Raw genomic sequence first — 15,654 nt, forward strand, 5'->3', positions numbered from 1 at the left:
GGGGTGAACAACAAGATCAAAGTGATAAAGCGCATGGCATATGGATTTAGGGACTCAGAATACTTTTTTCTGAAAATCAAGGCGGCCTTCCCCGGAAAGCCGCGATGAACCAAAAAAAAAGCCCACTGTCATGCAGTGGGCCAATCACAATCACATCACGCCTGGAGTAGCAGACGGTTGATACGGGAGACGAAGCTCGCCGGATCATTGAGGCCACCCTGCTCCGCCAGCTGGGCCTGCTCGTGCAGGAGGGAGACCCACTCGCCAAACAGGCTCTCATCCTCGATGGTGCCGAGCTTCTTCACCAGGGCATGGTCGGGGTTGAGCTCCAGGATGTACTTCTGCTCCGGCACCGGCTGACCGGCGGCGCGCATCAGCTTGATCATCTGGGTGCTCATACCGTGGGCGTCGGTGACGATGCAGGACGGCGAGTCGGTCAGACGGTGGGTGACGCGCACCTCTTTCACCGCCTCCCCGAGGCTCTTCTTGACCCGCTCCACCAGACCGGCGTTGGCTTTTTCGGCCTCTTCCTGCGCCTGCTTGGAGGCTTCGTCTTCCAGATCCCCGAGATCCAGTTCGCCACGGGTGACGGAGACCAGCTGCTTGCCGTCGAACTCGGTCAGGTGGCTCATCAGCCACTCGTCCACCCGCTCCCACATCAGCAGCACTTCGACGCCCTTCTTGCGGAAGATCTCGAGGTGCGGGCTGTTCTTGGCAGCGGCATAAGAGTCGGCGGTGATGTAGTAAATCTTCTGCTGACCTTCCTTCATGCGGCCAACGTAATCCTCGAGCGACACGGTCTGGGCTTCGCCCTCACCGGCGGTGCTGGCAAAGCGCAAGAGCTTCGCGATCTCTTCCCGGTTGGCGTAATCCTCGGCCGGGCCCTCTTTGAGCACATTGCCGAACTCGCTCCAGAACTTGGCGTACTTCTCGCCATCCTCTTTCGCCAGCTTGTTGAGCATGGTGAGCACGCGCTTGGAGCAGGCCTTGCGCAGGGAGGCGGTCACCTTGTTGTCCTGCAGGATTTCACGGCTGACGTTGAGCGGCAGATCGTTGGAGTCCAGCACCCCTTTCACGAAGCGCAGGTAGGTCGGCATGAACTGCTCGGCGTCGTCCATGATGAAGACGCGCTGCACATAGAGTTTCAGGCCGTGCTTCTGTTCGCGGTTGTAGAGATCGAACGGCGCGCGGGCCGGGATGTAGAGCAGGCTGGTGTACTCCTGGGCCCCTTCCACCCGGTTGTGACCCCACAGGAGCGGATCTTCGAAGTCGTGGGCGACGTGCTTGTAGAACTCTTGGTACTCCTCGTCCTTGATGTCCTTCGGGTTGCGGGTCCAGAGCGCGGTGGCGCGGTTGACCTGCTCCCACTCCCCCGGGGTGCCGACGATGGTTTCACCATCCTCTTCGCGATCCGGCGTGCCCTCTTTGTACATTTCCACCGGCACACTGATGTGGTCGGAGTATTTGCTCACCACGGAGCGCAGACGCCAGTCGTCCAGGAACTCCTCTTCATCGCTGCGCAGGTGCAGGATGACGTCGGTGCCGCGACCGGCTTTGGTCACGTCAGCCACGGTGAAGGAGCCTTCCCCTTGTGATTCCCACTGCACGCCCTGCTCCGGCGCGGTGCCGGCGGCGCGGGAGACCACGGTCACCTTGTCGGCCACGATGAAGGCGGAGTAGAAGCCCACCCCGAACTGGCCGATCAGCTGGGAATCCTTGCCCTGGTCACCGGAGAGGTGCTTGAAGAACTCGGCGGTGCCGGACTTGGCGATGGTGCCCAGGTGCTCGATCACCTGGTCACGGGTCATGCCGATGCCGTTGTCCGAAATGGTCAGGGTCTTGTTCTCTTTGTCCACCACCAGGCGCACGCGCAACTGGCCGTCGTTTTCGAACAAAGAGGCATCGGAAAGCGCCTTGAAGCGCAGCTTGTCCGCCGCATCGGAGGCGTTGGAAATCAGCTCGCGCAGGAATACTTCTTTGTTGGAGTAGAGGCTGTGAGCCATCAGGCTCAGCAGTTGTTTGACTTCAGTCTGAAAGCCGTGGGTTTCGGCGTGAACACTTTGGGTCATCGACCAGTCCTCAAAACGTCGGGTTGAACAGATTCCCAAGCTAGATGGGGTTGGCCTTTCAAATATCAAGGGGCTTGCGTGCAAACTTGAGAGCAAAATTGCACACAAGCCCCTCGCTTGGCCCACACAGGCAACCCCCTCCCGGCCTCCCCCTTCACAAGGGGGAGGTGCACCGTCGTCCCCTGTCTGGCGAGGAGGGTCAGATTGGGATCAAGCGTGGAGCCAATAGCGGGGTCAGCCTTGCTCTCCCCTGCCTAGGGGAGGGTCGGGGTGGGGTGCGTTGCTCCCTCCCCTACCAAGGGGAGGCATGAGGTGGGATCCGTTGCCCCCTCCTCTGCCAAAGGGAGGCATGGGGCGGGCTCCGCTGCTTTCTTCCCTGCCAAAGGGAGGCATCGGGCGGGCTCCGTTGCTCCCTCCCCTGCCAAGGGGAGGGCCGGGGTGGGGTCCGTTGCTTTCTCCCTTGCCAAAGGGAGGAGTGGGGCAAGATCCATTGCTTCCTCCCCTATCAAGGGGAGGGCCGGGGTGGGGTTCGTTGCTTTCTCCCCTGCCAAAGAGAGGAGTGGGGCAGGATCCATTGCTCCCTCCCCTGCCAAGGGGAGGGCCGGGGTGGGGTTCGTTGCTTTCTCCCCTGCCAAAGGGAGGAGTGAGGCAAGATCCATTGCGCCCTCCCCTGCCAAGGGGAGGGCCGGGGTGGGGTCCGTGGCGTCTTTAGCTCAGACGCTGGCGCCCCATCAGGGAGTGGGAGAGCGTGGTGCCATCCACCAGCTCCAGCTCCCCGCCCACCGGCACGCCGTGGGCGATGCGGCTCACCTCCACCCCGGCGGTGCGGGCCATGTCGGCGATGTACCAGGCGGTGGCATCCCCCTCGATGGTGGGGTTGGTGGCGAGGATCAGCTCCTTGATCTGCTCCTCTTGCAGGCGGCGCTCCAGGATCTCGAGCCCCAGCTCCTCGGGGCCGATGCCGTCAAGGGGCGACAGGTGGCCCATCAGCACGAAGTAACGGCCGGAGAACTGGCCGGTCTGCTCGATGGCGGCCACGTCCGCCGGGCTCTCCACCACGCAGAGCAGGCCGTTCTCCTCGCGCTTGGGATTGGCGCAGATCTCGCAGCGATCGTTCTCGGTGAAGGTGCGGCAGTGGCTGCAATGACCTATTTCGGTGAGCGCCCGGTTGAGCAGGGAGGCCAGACGCAGACCGCCGCTGCGCTCGCGCTCCAGCAGGGTGAACGCCATGCGCTGGGCGGACTTGGGGCCCACGCCCGGCAAGACCTGCAGCGCCTTCATCATCTCATCGAGCAGGGGACTGAATTTCATGGGGATATCCTTTGATGCCGCGAAGAGAGGCGCCGCCCCAGGGGCATCGGCAAGCCGTCTCTCCAACCTCTTTTGTTGGCGCAGGACTATACCAGCCCAGGGCCGCCAATGGCAGATCCCGCCCGCTGGCGTCTCGCCGCCGAGACGCTCCGGGAAACCGGGCTGGCCCCGTTTTTCAGGGCCGGCAGACCCCGCTAGCCCCCGCAAGGGGTAAAACAGCCCCCAAGGTGTTCAATTTCTCTACTCAATTGACCGCAATCGTTAAATAAAACCAAACAAAAAAACTTGCGTGTTGGCCCCGCCATCCTCGATTTGCCCCCTTCAGGGGCCGGTTCAGCGCCCCGGGGGCGCGGCGCCGCCTGCCCTCACACGCCGATCGCTGGCGGAGCAGGCTCACAGGATCGCAAAGAAGCGCCGCATCTGGCACTCAAACAGGGGCGAGATCAAGGTATTGGGGACCAGGGCCCCGGTAAACTTGGCCCCCGTGACAGGGCGAGGGCCTCCTCTGCCTGTCAAGGCTACGCCCCTTCTATCGCGACGCAGCCCGTTGCCCCCGTTCGTTGCACCCGATGGCCCATGCCGTGGCGGCAGGCCAGCAGATGGGAGTTCGATATCGCATGACATCCCCCTGGATGATCGCCGGATGGCCGCCCCTGTCGGCCCTCCCCAACCCCCCTGTCATGAGGGAGGGTTCCCTGCCCCCCGGTTATCAGGGAGGGGCGCTGGCCCCTCTTTGGATGACGCCATGATCACGTCGACACGCCTTCGACTGCGCCGGGAATTTCATATAGACGGTATCGTGCAGGGGGTCGGTTTTCGCCCCTTCGTCTATGGGCTGGCGTTGCGCCACGGCCTCATCGGCTATGTGTTGAACGATGCCAACGGCGTCACCATTGGCGCCGAAGGATCGCCCGAGCAGCTCGCCAGCTTTGCCCGCGAACTGCGGGAACTGGCGCCGCCGCTTAGCCGCATCGATCATTTCAGCGAGCGGGAACTGCCCCTTGCTCATGATCCCGACTTCGATGGCCAATTTCATGGCCAGTTTCGAATTAAAGCGAGCCAGCAGCAGAGCACGGCCACGGTCGCCATCTCGCCGGATCAGGGAATGTGCGAGGCATGTGCCACGGACGTGGCCAATCCCAACGATCGCCATCACCACTACCCCTTTACCAACTGCACCCACTGCGGCCCGCGCTACACCATTATCCGCCGCCTCCCCTACGACAGACCCCATACCGCCATGGCAGACTTTGCCATGTGCCCGCGCTGTGCGGCGGCCTATGAAAACCCGCTGGACAGACGTTACCACGCCCAGCCGGTGAGCTGCCCCGAGTGCGGGCCCCATCTCAGCTGGCGAAATGGCCGTGGCGATGCCTTGTCCGAGCGCGAGGATGCCCTGCAGGCCACCGCTCGTGCCCTGCAAGCAGGCAAGCTTATCGCGGTCAAGGGCATGGGGGGTTATCACCTGATATGTGATGCCCGCAATGAACAGAGTGTTGCCAGATTACGAATGCTCAAGCGGCGCGCGCGCAAGCCGCTGGCGGTGATGATGGGCTCCCTTGCCAAGGCCAAGCTCCATGTCACCGGCTGCGAAGACGAGTGGCAGCTGCTCGCCTCTCAGGCCAGACCCATCACCTTGCTGCGCAAGCGAGAAAGCGATGATCGGCCGTCAGAATCCCAACTGACAACGGCGCCGCTGGCCGAGGGGATCGCCCCCGGCATCCCCTACCTTGGGGTCATGCTCCCCTATACCCCGCTCCATCAGCTGCTGCTGGACGCCTGCGCCATCCCGCTGGTGGCCACCAGCGCCAATGGTCGCGGCAGCCCGATCCTGATCGACTGTGAGGCAGTAGTCAGGAAACTCGGCAGCGAGATCGACGGCATCCTAGATCACAACCGCCCCATCCTGCACCCCTGCGACGACAGTCTGGTGCAGTGGGCCGGTGGGCGACGCCAGACGTTGCGCCTCGCCCGGGGCTATGCCCCCTGCACCCCCAGCCTGCAACAGGCGGTCGAGGTGCCGCTGCTGGCGGTCGGCGCGCAGCAGAAGAACCAGCTGGCGCTCGCCTTCGGCCGCCAACGCATCTACAGCCCCTATATCGGCGATCTGCACAGTTTGCCGATGCAGGGTCACTTCGAGCAGACCCTGGCGACCTTTCGCGAACTTTACGATCTCAAGCCAGAACTGCTGGTCTCGGATCGCCACCCCGGCTACCTCAGCCATCAGTGGGCCAAACGCTATTGCCATGATCAGGGTGCGACCCACCTCGAGGTGCAGCACCATCACGCCCACCTGCTGGCAGTGATGGCCGAGCACAACATCACGGGCCCTGTGCTGGGGGTTGCCTTCGATGGCACCGGCCTTGGTGATGACGGCACCCTCTGGGGCGGCGAGCTGCTGCTGGCCGATGTGAAGGGCTTTACGCGCGTAGCCCACCTCCAACCTTTCAAGCTGATCGGCGGCGAGGCGGCGATTCGCGAGCCGGTGCGCCAGCTGCTGGGGCTACTGTTTGAATCGCACAGCCCTGAGGAGATCAGCGCCCTCGATATTCCGGCGATCAAGCAACTGCCCGCTGGGCAGATCAACAACCTGCACCAGCTCTGGCAGCTGGGTCGAAACGCCCCCTACACCAGCTCCATCGGTCGACTGTTCGATGCGGTGGCGGCGCTCTTGGGGGTGATCAACACCCCGGATTACGAGGGCGAAGCGGGACTCTTGCTGGAGGCAGCCGCCTTGCAGCTGGCACCCGATGAACAGCCCTTACCCCTCGCCTTTGATCTCAGCCAATCAGCGGAGGGGCCACTGCATATCCAGTGGGCAGAGCTCATACATACCCTTGTCAGCGAGCGGCGCCAAGGCACCGCCACCGCCAGCCTGGCCGCCGGTTTTATCCGCGCCATCAGCAATCTGGCCGTTGCCCTTGCCGAGCGCTTCCCCGGCTATCCGGTGGCGCTCGGGGGCGGCGTCTTTCAAAACCGGGTGCTGATGGACCAGCTGGTGCCCGCGCTCGAAGCCGCCGGCCGGCAGGTATTGACCAGCGAAACCCTGCCGCTCAATGACGGTGGCATCGCCGCCGGTCAGCTCTGGTTTGCCATCCACCATATTGCGGCGCACCAGCTTGCCACAGCCGGTTGTGCCACCTTGTCGGAGTCCTGAAATCCATGTGTCTATCCATCCCCTCTCAGGTGGTGCAGCTGCACCCCGAAGATAACTGCGTCACCGTCGACACCCTGGGGGTGCAGCGGCGCGTCAGCTGCATGCTGCTCGAAGAGTCCCTCCAGGTGGGCGATTATGTGCTGCTCCATATCGGCTTTGTGATGAGCAAGATTGACCAGGAGGAGGCGCAGGCCAGCCTCGAGAGCTTCCGCCAGATGGTGGCCCTGATGCCCAAACAAGAGACGCTGCCATGCTGACCTTGAATGACCTCTTTCAGGGCTTTCGTGAGCCCGAGGTGATCCGCGCCCTCGCCGCCCAGATCACCGAACTGGCCAAATTACTCCCCGAACCGCTGCGGGTGATGGAGGTGTGCGGTGGCCATACCCACACCATCATGAAATACGGCCTGCACCAACTGCTGCCGGCCAGCATCGAGTTTGTCCACGGTCCCGGCTGCCCGGTCTGCATCATGCCCAAAGAGCGCATCGATCAGGCCATCGAACTGGCGAGTCAACCGAATGTCATTCTGGTCACCCTGGGGGACATGATCCGGGTGCCGGGCTCCAAAGGCACGCTGGCCCAGCAGCGGGCCAAGGGGAGCGATATCCGCCCGGTCTATGACCCCCTCGACGCCCTGCGCATCGCCAAAGAGAACCCGGAGAAAACTGTGGTCTTCTTCGCCATCGGTTTCGAGACATCCACCCCGATGACGGCCGCCTTGCTGGCTGCAACTGAAGAGCAAGGGGCCCTGAACCTCCTGTTTCATATCAACCATGTGCTGGTGCCCCCCGCCATTCATGCGGTGATGGCCGACGGCGTTGCCAAGGTGAACGCCTTTATCGGCCCCTCTCACGTCAGCGTCATCACCGGCGCCGATATCTACCTGCCTATCGTCGATCGTTATCAGGTGCCTGTGGTGGTGAGTGGCTTCGAACCAGTGGATGTGATGGAGGCGCTTTTGATGATGGTGCGCCAGAAGGTCGAGGGTCGCTACGCGCTGGAGGTGCAGTACAGCCGAGCCGTCACCGCCAGCGGCAATAAAGCCGCCCAGCGGCTGGTCGAGCGCTTTTTCGAAACCCGCGAGCACTTTCGCTGGCGAGGTCTGGGGGATATCAACGCCTCCGCCCTGCGCCTGCGCGATGCGTTTGCTAAGCGCGATGCAGAGCGTCACTTTGCGCTCAATCAGACTCCCATCGATGACCACAAGGCGTGCCAGTGCGCCGATATCCTGCGCGGCTTGGCCAAACCGAACCAGTGCAACGTCTTTGGCCGGGGCTGCACCCCGACCCAGCCCATGGGCAGCTGCATGGTCAGCTCCGAGGGGGCCTGCAATGCTTACTACCGATATATGGGGATCCAGGAACGATGAGAGAAATCCAACTTAGCCACGGTGGCGGCGGAGTGGAGATGAATCAGCTGATCAATCAGCTCTTCTTTCGCCACTTTGGCAACGAGATCCTGCTGCGCGGTGAAGATGCCGCCCTGCTGCCGGTAGAGGGCCCCGTTGCCTTCACCACCGACAGCTTTACCGTCTCGCCGCTCTTCTTCGAGGGGGGCGATATCGGCAAGCTGGCCATCGCCGGTACGGTCAACGATCTCGCCATGATGGGGGCCAAACCCGAGTATCTGAGCTGCAGCTTTATCATCGAGGAGGGCTTCCCCTACGCCGATCTCGCCCGCATCGTCGAGTCGATGGCCGCAGAGCTTGCCAAGAGCGGCGCCCGCATCGTCTGCGGCGACACCAAGGTGGTGCCCAAAGGAGCAGCCGACAAGATCTTTATCAACACCAGCGGGGTCGGTACCTTCCCCCTGCCCGAACAGAGCCGGGGCATCTCGGTTCGCAATCTCAAGGCCGGTGACGCCATTCTGGTGTCGCGGGATATCGGCAGCCACGGCGCCTGCATTCTGATGGCCCGCGACGCCCTGCAACTGGGCTCTGATCTGAAAAGCGACTGCACCACCCTCTGGCCGCAGGTCGAAGCGCTGCTTAAAGCTGGTATTACCCCTCACGCCCTGCGCGACGCCACCCGCGGTGGCCTTGCCGCCGTGCTCAACGAGTGGAGCAGCGCCTCCGGTGTTGCCATCGAGCTGGAGGAGTCCGCCATTCCGGTGTGCGATCCGGTGCGTGGCCTGTGCGAGCTCTACGGTTTCGAGCCCCATGATCTCGCCAACGAGGGGACCATGGTGCTGGCCCTGCCTGCCGAACAGGCGCAGGACGCGCTGGGCATCTTGCGGCAATTCAACTCCGCCGCCAGCCAGATCGGCGTGGTGCAGGCGAGCGATCGCCACAAGGTGATCCTGAGCAACCCCTGGGGCAGCCGCCGCTATCTGGAGCTGCCGCAGGGGGAGCTGCTGCCGCGGATCTGTTGAGCGGCCATGCCGTTCAGCCAATTACAGGGAGGAGTCACTGCTCCTCCCCCTATCGGTTAAGGAGCCACCATGCACGAAATGTCTCTGGCCATGGCTGCCATCGATTTGGCAGCTGAACAGGCCACCCAGCGGGGGTTTACCAAGGTGACCGCCCTCTGGCTCGAAGTCGGCAGCTTCTCCTGCGTCGACCCCGACACCATTGCCTTCTGTTTCGAGGCTGCCGCAAAGGGCACCGTGGCCCAAGGCGCCCAGCTTCACTTTCAGCACCAGGCGGCAGAGGCCTGGTGTTACGACTGCAACCAGACGGTCACCCTCACCGCGCGCGGGCAGGCCTGCCCCGCGTGTGGCGGATACAAATTACGAGTCGCGCAGGGTGATAGCCTGCGCATCACCGACATCGAGGTAAGTTGATATGTGTAGCGTATGCGGATGCGGCCAGGCGCGGATCGCCGGCCATGTGCACGATCATGAGCATCATCACGAACATGAACATCACCATGAACATGGTCATGACGCCCATCACCACCATGACCACGAGCAGAGTGCGCCGCGCACCCTGATCATTCACCACCACTATCACCATCAGGGAGATGTCCATCACCACTACCACGGGGTACGGGCTCCCATAAGCCATGAGGGGCATGATCACCCCCACGACCCTCATCATGAACATGCCCACTCTCATGACCATGACCATGACCATGACCATGACCATCAGCAGGGTGATCTGCACTACGGCAAAGGGGAAGCGGGATTGTCGGTTCCGGGCATGGGGCAGCGCCAGCTGATCGCCATCGAGATGGATGTGCTGGCCAAGAACAACGCGCTGGCGGCCCACAACCGCGAACACTTCGAGGCCGCCAACCAGCTTGTGCTGAATCTGGTGTCGAGCCCGGGATCGGGCAAGACCACCTTGCTGTGCGAAACCCTGTGCCGACTCGAAGGGCAGCGTCCTTGCGCGGTGATCGAGGGGGATCAGCAGACCAGTGCCGATGCGGATCGCATCCGTGCCACCGGCGTGCCTGCCGTGCAGATCAACACCGGCAAGGGCTGCCATCTGGACGCCAAAATGGTTCACGACGCCTGCCACCAGCTGCCCGCCAATCAAGGTGGCATCCTCTTTATCGAGAACGTTGGCAATCTGGTCTGCCCCGCCAGCTTCGATCTCGGCGAGAAGTACAAGGTGGCGATCCTCTCCGTCACCGAGGGGGAAGAGAAGCCGCTGAAATACCCGGACATGTTTGCCGCCGCCCAGCTGATGGTGATCAACAAGATCGATCTGCTGCCCCATGTCAGCTTTGACGTGGCCCGCTGCATCGAGAACGCCAAACGGGTCAACCCCTATATTCAGGTAATCCAGGTCAGCGCCACCACGGGTGAAGGGATGGATGCCTGGCTTAACTGGCTGGCCACGGCCTGAACCAGAACCAGAACCAGAACCAGAACCAGAACCAGAACCAGAACCGGTTAAATACCGTTACCAGTGGCGGATAACAAGAGAGGGAGGCTGATGCCTCCCTCTCTTTATCTACAAACCTTATCAGGCGTTCTCTCTCTATACCGAATGGCCCACGCCTCATACTCGCGTCCCCTCACCCTGACCCTCTCCCCAGGGAGAGGGAACCGGTTTGTGGATGCCGCGACTATACGACGCCCTCAAACCCCTCAGGGGAGCTTCGAGCATAACAACCAGCCATATTTTCAAACCCAGAGGTTCTCCAAACCCTAAACCCCGAGTCTGGCGAAATGGCACCTTCTGCTCCCTTCCCCCCTTGCGGGAGAAGGGCTGGGGATGAGGGGGAAGCCAATCCTCAGGCCACGCTACGGGCCATCGCCTCCTGCTCAGCCGTCCCCTCACCAAAGCGCAGCACCCGATGGCAGATCTGGCGCAGCAGTGCCTGCTGGTGACTGAAGACAAGCATGGCGAGCCCGCGCTGCCCGCATTCAACCATCAACTCCCGCCAGAGCTGGCGCTGAATCTGCGGATCCAGCTGGGCGGTCACCTCGTCGGCAATCAGCAACCGGGTGCGAGGATCGAGGGCGCGCAGCAGCGCGATGCGGGCCAGCTCACCACCGGAGAGCTGGCCGGGTTTACGACCGAGCCATTCAGGCTTGACCATAAAGCGGGCCAGCATGGCCTCATCGGGGCGCCATACATCCCACAGCGCCTGCCCGGTGGTGCGATAGGGATTGAAGGTGGGCTCCGGGTGCTGGGGCACCAGCTGGATGGGGTGATAGCCTTTTACCCGTTCAGGCACAGACTGCCCATCCAGCAGGATCTGCCCGCCTGCCCCAACCGGTTGCCAACCTGCCAATACCCGCCCCAGCGTGGTCTTGCCATAACCGCTCGGGGCGGAGATGCCGAGCCGCTCGCCCGCTTTCACCGTCAGCGATAGCCCCTGCCAGAGGGGGCGTTCCCCCTGGGCAATGGTGAGACTTCGTAGTTCCAACATTATGAAACCTCCGGCACAGAGAAAAGCGCATTGAACTCCGGCAGCGCCTGCCAATGGGCTCTGAGCATCTCGCTCCCCTGCCCCTGGCGCAGATGGCGGCAGCTCAGGGTGTCGCTCACCTGCCCCTGATGGAGCGCGACGATGCGATCGGCAAAACGGGCCGCCAGCGCCAGATCATGGGTGACCCAGAGGATACCGCTGCCCTGATTGGCCAATTCACGCAACTGGCCGAGCAGCAGACAGGCCAGCCCCTCGTCGAGCCAGGCGGTGATCTCGTCTGCCAGAATGTAGCGGGCGCCGCCAAGGGCCGCGGTGCAGGCCAGAATGCGCTTGGCCATGCCGCCGGAGAGCTGGCGCGGGTATCTGTCCAGGGTGGCCGCGGGCAGCTGGTAGCGCTGCAGTTGCTGGCCGAGCCGCTCGCGGGAAGCGTTCTGACCGCAGAGCCGCGCCGCGCGGCCCAGCTGGCGCTCCACCGTCAGCAGCGGATTGAGGGCGCTCACCCCCTGCGGCACATAGCAGAGGGTGTGGCCGCGCAGTCCGGCCCGGCTGGCGTCGCACAGAGGAGTATCATCAAGGGAGATGGTGCCGCGCATGCGCAGATTGTCAGGCAGCAGGGTTAGGGCGCTTTGCAGCAACAGGCTCTTGCCCTCGCCGCTCCCCCCCACCAGCGCCACTATCTCCCCCGGCGCCAGTTGCAGGCTGATATCGGTCAGCAAAGGCTGCCAGCTGCGCCGCCCCAGCCAGGAGTAGTGGGCCGCCTCTATGGTTACCTGGTCAAAACTCAGCATGGTTCACCCCTGTGCCACTGCAGCTGTTGCAGGGCCCGCGAGTCATCTGAGCGAACAGCAGCACCAGCCAGACTGTGCTGACGCCAGATGGCGCTTTCAAAACTCAGCATGTATCTCCCCCAAACCCAAACCAGAGTTGTTGCAGGGCGCGGGTAGCCTGATCAAACAGCAGGACCAACGTCAGCAGCATCAGACCGGGGAAAAGGGCCAACCACCAGCCGCCGCCGGCCAGATAGCGCAGAGCATCGGCCAGCAGCAGGCCAAGGGAAGCCTCGTGGGCCGCCAGGCCAAAGCCGAGGAAGCTCAGCGCCGCGCTGTGCAGCACCGCGTGGGGGAACATCAGCAGGGTGCCGATAAACCACTGGGGCAAGAGCCCCGGCAGCAGGTGGGTACGCCAGCGCCGCAGCGCTCCCATCCCCTGACAGCGCGCCAGCACCACGTAGTCGCTGCAGGCGATGCGCCGCGCCTCGGCGCGGAGAATGAGCGCCAGTTTGGGCCAGTGGGTGAGCGCCACCGCCAGGATCACCCCGCGCATGCCGCCACCCACGGTAAAGCAGATCAGGATCAACAGCAGCATATGGGGCAGCGCCAGCATGGCATCGATCACCAGGCGCACCGCCGCATCGCACCTGGGATGAATAAGCGAGATGCTCGCCGCCACCATGGCCAGCAGGCCGCTGCAAAGGGCCGTGCTGATCCCCAGCTCCAGACTGGTGAGGGTGCCCTGAAAGGCCCGCAGCCAGAGATCCCGCCCCATCTGATCGGTACCGAACCAGTGAGCCGGCGAGGGTGGCTGCTGGCGGGCCAGAAGATCCATCGGCACATCCTGATGAGAGAGGCTCCAGCCATAGCTGGCCAGCAGCAGCAGGCAGATCAGCGCAACGCCCAGACGCAGCAAGGAGGGGAGCGGATTAAACAGCATGCACACCCTCCCAGCCCCGGTTGATGCGGGCCAGCAGCAAACTGGCAACCGTGTTGCCAAAAAAGACCAGCAGGGTGCAGAAGAGCACTATGCCCATCAGCAGGGGGATATCGCCCCTGAGCCCCGCATCGACTGTGGCCTGGCCCAGCCCCGGGTAGGAGAAGACCTTCTCTGCCAAGAGCGATCCGCCAATCAGTTCCCCCAGAGAGGCAAACTGCAGGCAGAGCGCCGGGGTCAGGGCGTGGCGCAGCACGTGAAAGCGCAGCATGGGCCAGCCGCCATCTCCCTGGGCGCGGGCGTAGCGAATAAAATCGCTCGCCAGCACCTCGGCCACCCGCTCCCGGGTATGCAGTGCGATATTGCCAAGCCCCAGCAGGGCCAGGGTTGTGACCGGCAGCAGCAGATGGCGCAAGCGCATCGACCAGTGCGCCTCATCGGCAGCGAGGCCCGGCGTCCAGGCGCAGCAGACCGGCAACAAGGGCCAGTGCACCGCAAACAGCGCCAGCAGCAAGAGGCCGACCCAGAAGGTGGGCAAAGAGGCGAGCAGGTAGGCAAAGCGGCAGATCAGGCGATCGGGCCAGCGGTTGAGATAGCGACCGGCGCAGAGCCCAAGCAGAATGCCGAAAAAACCGGAGAGCAGCCAGGCCCCCGCCAGCAGCAGGAAGGAGGCGGCAAAGCGCTGACCTATCACCTCGCTCACCGGCGCGTTGTAGAGCATGGAGTAACCGAGATCTCCCCGCAGCACCTGGCTAAACCAGTGCCAGTAACGCAACCAGAGCGGCTGATCCAGCCCCCAGCGAGCGGCGATGCGAGCGTACTGCTCGGGCGGCACATGGAGCAGATCGTTGCCGATATAGGCCTTGATGGGATCGATGGGGGAGTAGCTCAGCAGCACAAAGGTGGCAACAGAGACCAGACAGAGCAGCCCTGCCAAACGCAGCAGGGCTTTCAGAGTGGCAGTCATCGTGGTGGACGAACTTAGCGGCACGTCCACCGCCAATCCTGCAGGTTGCCCAGCAAAGACCAGCTACCGTGAATTTCCGGCGCCCCCTTGCCAAGGTCGATGCAACGGTTGGCGAGATAGGTGTGCTGCACGTTGAGCAGCCAGGCCCAGGCCGCATCTCCCTGCACCCCGGCTCCGGTCTTGCCGTCCCACTCCACCTGCTGCCAGAACGGCACGGCCGCCTGCCAATCGGGGGCATCCAGCGCCTGCTTGAGGTGGCCATCCACCACCGGATTCTGGTAATAACCCGGGTTGTAGAACTCCACCCCGGCGGAGCCGCTCTGGTAGTGGTGATAGAGCTCCATGGGATCCAGACTCCCCCACCCCATCAGCACCGGATTGGCGTGCATCTCGCGCTCCACCTGCTCCCAGCTGCCGGACTTGAGGCTCACCTCGAGGCCGATGGGCCCCAGCATGGCCCGCACCGCTTCCGCCAGATCCCGGCGGGTGCTGTCGCCGCTGGTGTACCAGAGGGTAAAGGCGGCGCGCAAGGAGCCCTTGTGACGAACGCCGTCGCTCCCCATCTTCCAGCCTGCCTCGTCGAGCAGGGCGTTGGCGTGGACGACATCCCCATCCTTGAAGGCGGTGGCTTTATTCAGCCAGGGCAAGCCTTCTACCGCGCTGTAAGCCGGGATGGCATGCCCTTCCAGCAGTTGATCGGCCAGCAGCTTGCGGTCGATGGCGTAGTTGATGGCGCGGCGCACCGCCACGTCCGAGGTCACGTCGTTGCCGATGGGATAACCCTTGGCATCCTTGCCGCCCGCAGGCGGAATGGGGAAGACGATGCCGCGGTTCTCCACGCTCGGCCGCACCCACAGCTTGAGGGTGTCGGGTACGGTGGGCGCCAGCGACGGGGCGATGCGCACCAGGTCGAGCTGGCTGCTCCGGGCGGCGGCATAGGCGCTCTCTTCATCGATAAAGACAAACACCAGTCGCTTGAAGTCATTGCTGCCGCCGGCGTAATGGGGGTTGGCCTCCACCACCAGCTGCTGGCCGGGCAGGAAGCTCACCAGCCGGTAAGGGCCGGCACCGACCGGCTCGCGGGCATAGCGCTTGGGATCGTAATCCTGCTTCGACACTATCCCGAGCGACCCCAGCACATTGACGAAGGTGCTCTGGGGGGCGCTCAAGCTGATGGCAACGTCGGTAGGCGAGAGCACCTTGGCAGAGACAAAGTTGCCCATGTCGATCTTGCCGCCACCCCGGGCTGCGCTGTTGTAGGTAAAGGCCACGTCTTCGGCGGTGAGCGGCGCGCCGTTGGAGAATGTCAGATCCGGCTTGAGGCGGATAAGCCACCCCTTGCCATCCTGGTTCGGGGTCACAGATTGGGTCAGCACATTCTGCCAGCCGAGGTCGGCGTTTTGTTTGAGCAGCGGGCTGTGCAGCAGCAGATGGCTGCCGTGGCTCCAGCCGAGCAGGGGATCGAACCCTTCGGTAGGTTCATCGCCGATGGCGAGCGTGAGTTCGGCGGGGACGGGCTGGGCAGCCAGCACGGCGAGAGAGAGGCCGCCCGAGAGCAGGGCCAGCACAGCGGCCGCGAGCCCACTGCGACGGCCAAAGAATGGGATGGTCATGAAACTC

The 15,654-nt window shown here is 63.4% G+C and carries 15 protein-coding genes; 7 read left to right on the forward strand and 8 right to left on the reverse strand.

The window, feature by feature from the left end; genetic code table 11:
• Positions 1 to 108, forward strand: a 108-nt coding sequence (locus tag PG883_RS11580; RefSeq protein WP_160838777.1) for a transposase, incomplete at its 5' end; no start/stop codon positions are given.
• Between the two features lie 47 nt (positions 109 to 155).
• On the opposite strand, the gene htpG is transcribed toward PG883_RS11580, so the two are convergent.
• Both htpG and recR read right to left on the reverse strand, forming a co-directional pair.
• A complete protein-coding gene (gene htpG, locus PG883_RS11585) occupies positions 156 to 2,069 on the reverse strand; it encodes a molecular chaperone HtpG (RefSeq protein WP_052815088.1) in 1,914 nt (637 codons plus the stop codon).
• 708 nt (positions 2,070 to 2,777) lie between these two features.
• Positions 2,778 to 3,380, reverse strand: coding sequence for a recombination mediator RecR (gene recR, locus PG883_RS11590; RefSeq protein ID WP_202007128.1), 603 nt, complete (start codon positions 3,378 to 3,380; stop codon positions 2,778 to 2,780).
• Between the two features lie 745 nt (positions 3,381 to 4,125).
• On the opposite strand from recR, the gene hypF reads away from it, so the two are divergent.
• From hypF to hypA, 5 genes are all read left to right on the forward strand, one after another.
• Complete coding sequence (gene hypF, locus PG883_RS11595) at positions 4,126 to 6,537, forward strand: carbamoyltransferase HypF (RefSeq protein WP_202007130.1); 2,412 nt, start codon at positions 4,126 to 4,128, stop codon at positions 6,535 to 6,537.
• Positions 6,538 to 6,542: 5 nt separating this feature from the next.
• Complete coding sequence (locus tag PG883_RS11600; RefSeq protein WP_202007132.1) at positions 6,543 to 6,794, forward strand: HypC/HybG/HupF family hydrogenase formation chaperone; 252 nt, start codon at positions 6,543 to 6,545, stop codon at positions 6,792 to 6,794.
• A complete protein-coding gene (gene hypD, locus PG883_RS11605) occupies positions 6,788 to 7,906 on the forward strand; it encodes a hydrogenase formation protein HypD (RefSeq protein WP_236758334.1) in 1,119 nt (372 codons plus the stop codon). The genes PG883_RS11600 and hypD overlap by 7 nt, the downstream gene beginning before the upstream one ends.
• On the forward strand, positions 7,903 to 8,907 hold the full coding sequence (hypE, locus tag PG883_RS11610; protein WP_202007136.1) for a hydrogenase expression/formation protein HypE: 1,005 nt from the start codon (positions 7,903 to 7,905) through the stop codon (positions 8,905 to 8,907). Before hypD ends, hypE begins: the two co-directional genes overlap by 4 nt.
• Positions 8,908 to 8,976: 69 nt before the next feature.
• Positions 8,977 to 9,318, forward strand: a complete 342-nt coding sequence (hypA, locus tag PG883_RS11615) for a hydrogenase maturation nickel metallochaperone HypA (protein WP_202007138.1) — start codon at positions 8,977 to 8,979, stop codon at positions 9,316 to 9,318.
• Here the strand turns inward: hypA and PG883_RS11620 are convergent.
• Positions 9,296 to 9,640, reverse strand: a complete 345-nt coding sequence (locus tag PG883_RS11620) for a hypothetical protein (protein WP_257707169.1) — start codon at positions 9,638 to 9,640, stop codon at positions 9,296 to 9,298. The two genes, hypA and PG883_RS11620, sit on opposite strands and share 23 nt — an antisense overlap.
• Between PG883_RS11620 and hypB the strand changes: the two genes are divergently transcribed.
• Entirely contained in the window at positions 9,533 to 10,327 is a 795-nt protein-coding gene (hypB, locus tag PG883_RS11625; protein ID WP_257707170.1) for a hydrogenase nickel incorporation protein HypB, read from the forward strand. The two genes, PG883_RS11620 and hypB, sit on opposite strands and share 108 nt — an antisense overlap.
• 391 nt (positions 10,328 to 10,718) lie before the next feature.
• On the opposite strand, the gene PG883_RS11630 is transcribed toward hypB, so the two are convergent.
• The 5 genes from PG883_RS11630 to PG883_RS11650 all read right to left on the reverse strand — a co-directional run bounded on the left by PG883_RS11630 (position 10,719) and on the right by PG883_RS11650 (position 15,647).
• A complete protein-coding gene (locus PG883_RS11630; protein WP_202007140.1) occupies positions 10,719 to 11,360 on the reverse strand; it encodes an ATP-binding cassette domain-containing protein in 642 nt (213 codons plus the stop codon).
• Complete coding sequence (locus tag PG883_RS11635; protein WP_202007143.1) at positions 11,360 to 12,148, reverse strand: ATP-binding cassette domain-containing protein; 789 nt, start codon at positions 12,146 to 12,148, stop codon at positions 11,360 to 11,362. The genes PG883_RS11630 and PG883_RS11635 overlap by 1 nt, the downstream gene beginning before the upstream one ends.
• 103 nt (positions 12,149 to 12,251) lie before the next feature.
• Entirely contained in the window at positions 12,252 to 13,070 is an 819-nt protein-coding gene (locus PG883_RS11640; protein WP_202007144.1) for an ABC transporter permease, read from the reverse strand.
• Positions 13,060 to 14,064 (reverse strand): ABC transporter permease, encoded by a 1,005-nt coding sequence (locus PG883_RS11645; protein WP_202007146.1) that lies wholly within the window; start codon positions 14,062 to 14,064, stop codon positions 13,060 to 13,062. The genes PG883_RS11640 and PG883_RS11645 overlap by 11 nt, the downstream gene beginning before the upstream one ends.
• The gene (locus tag PG883_RS11650; RefSeq protein ID WP_202007148.1) at positions 14,049 to 15,647 is read right to left on the reverse strand and encodes an ABC transporter substrate-binding protein; all 1,599 of its coding nucleotides are present in this window, start codon (positions 15,645 to 15,647) and stop codon (positions 14,049 to 14,051) included. The genes PG883_RS11645 and PG883_RS11650 overlap by 16 nt, the downstream gene beginning before the upstream one ends.
• Between the last annotated feature and the right edge of the window lie 7 nt (positions 15,648 to 15,654).

Source organism: Aeromonas sp. QDB25, assembly GCF_027707725.1.
GTDB classification, from domain to species: Bacteria; Pseudomonadota; Gammaproteobacteria; order Enterobacterales; family Aeromonadaceae; genus Aeromonas; species Aeromonas caviae.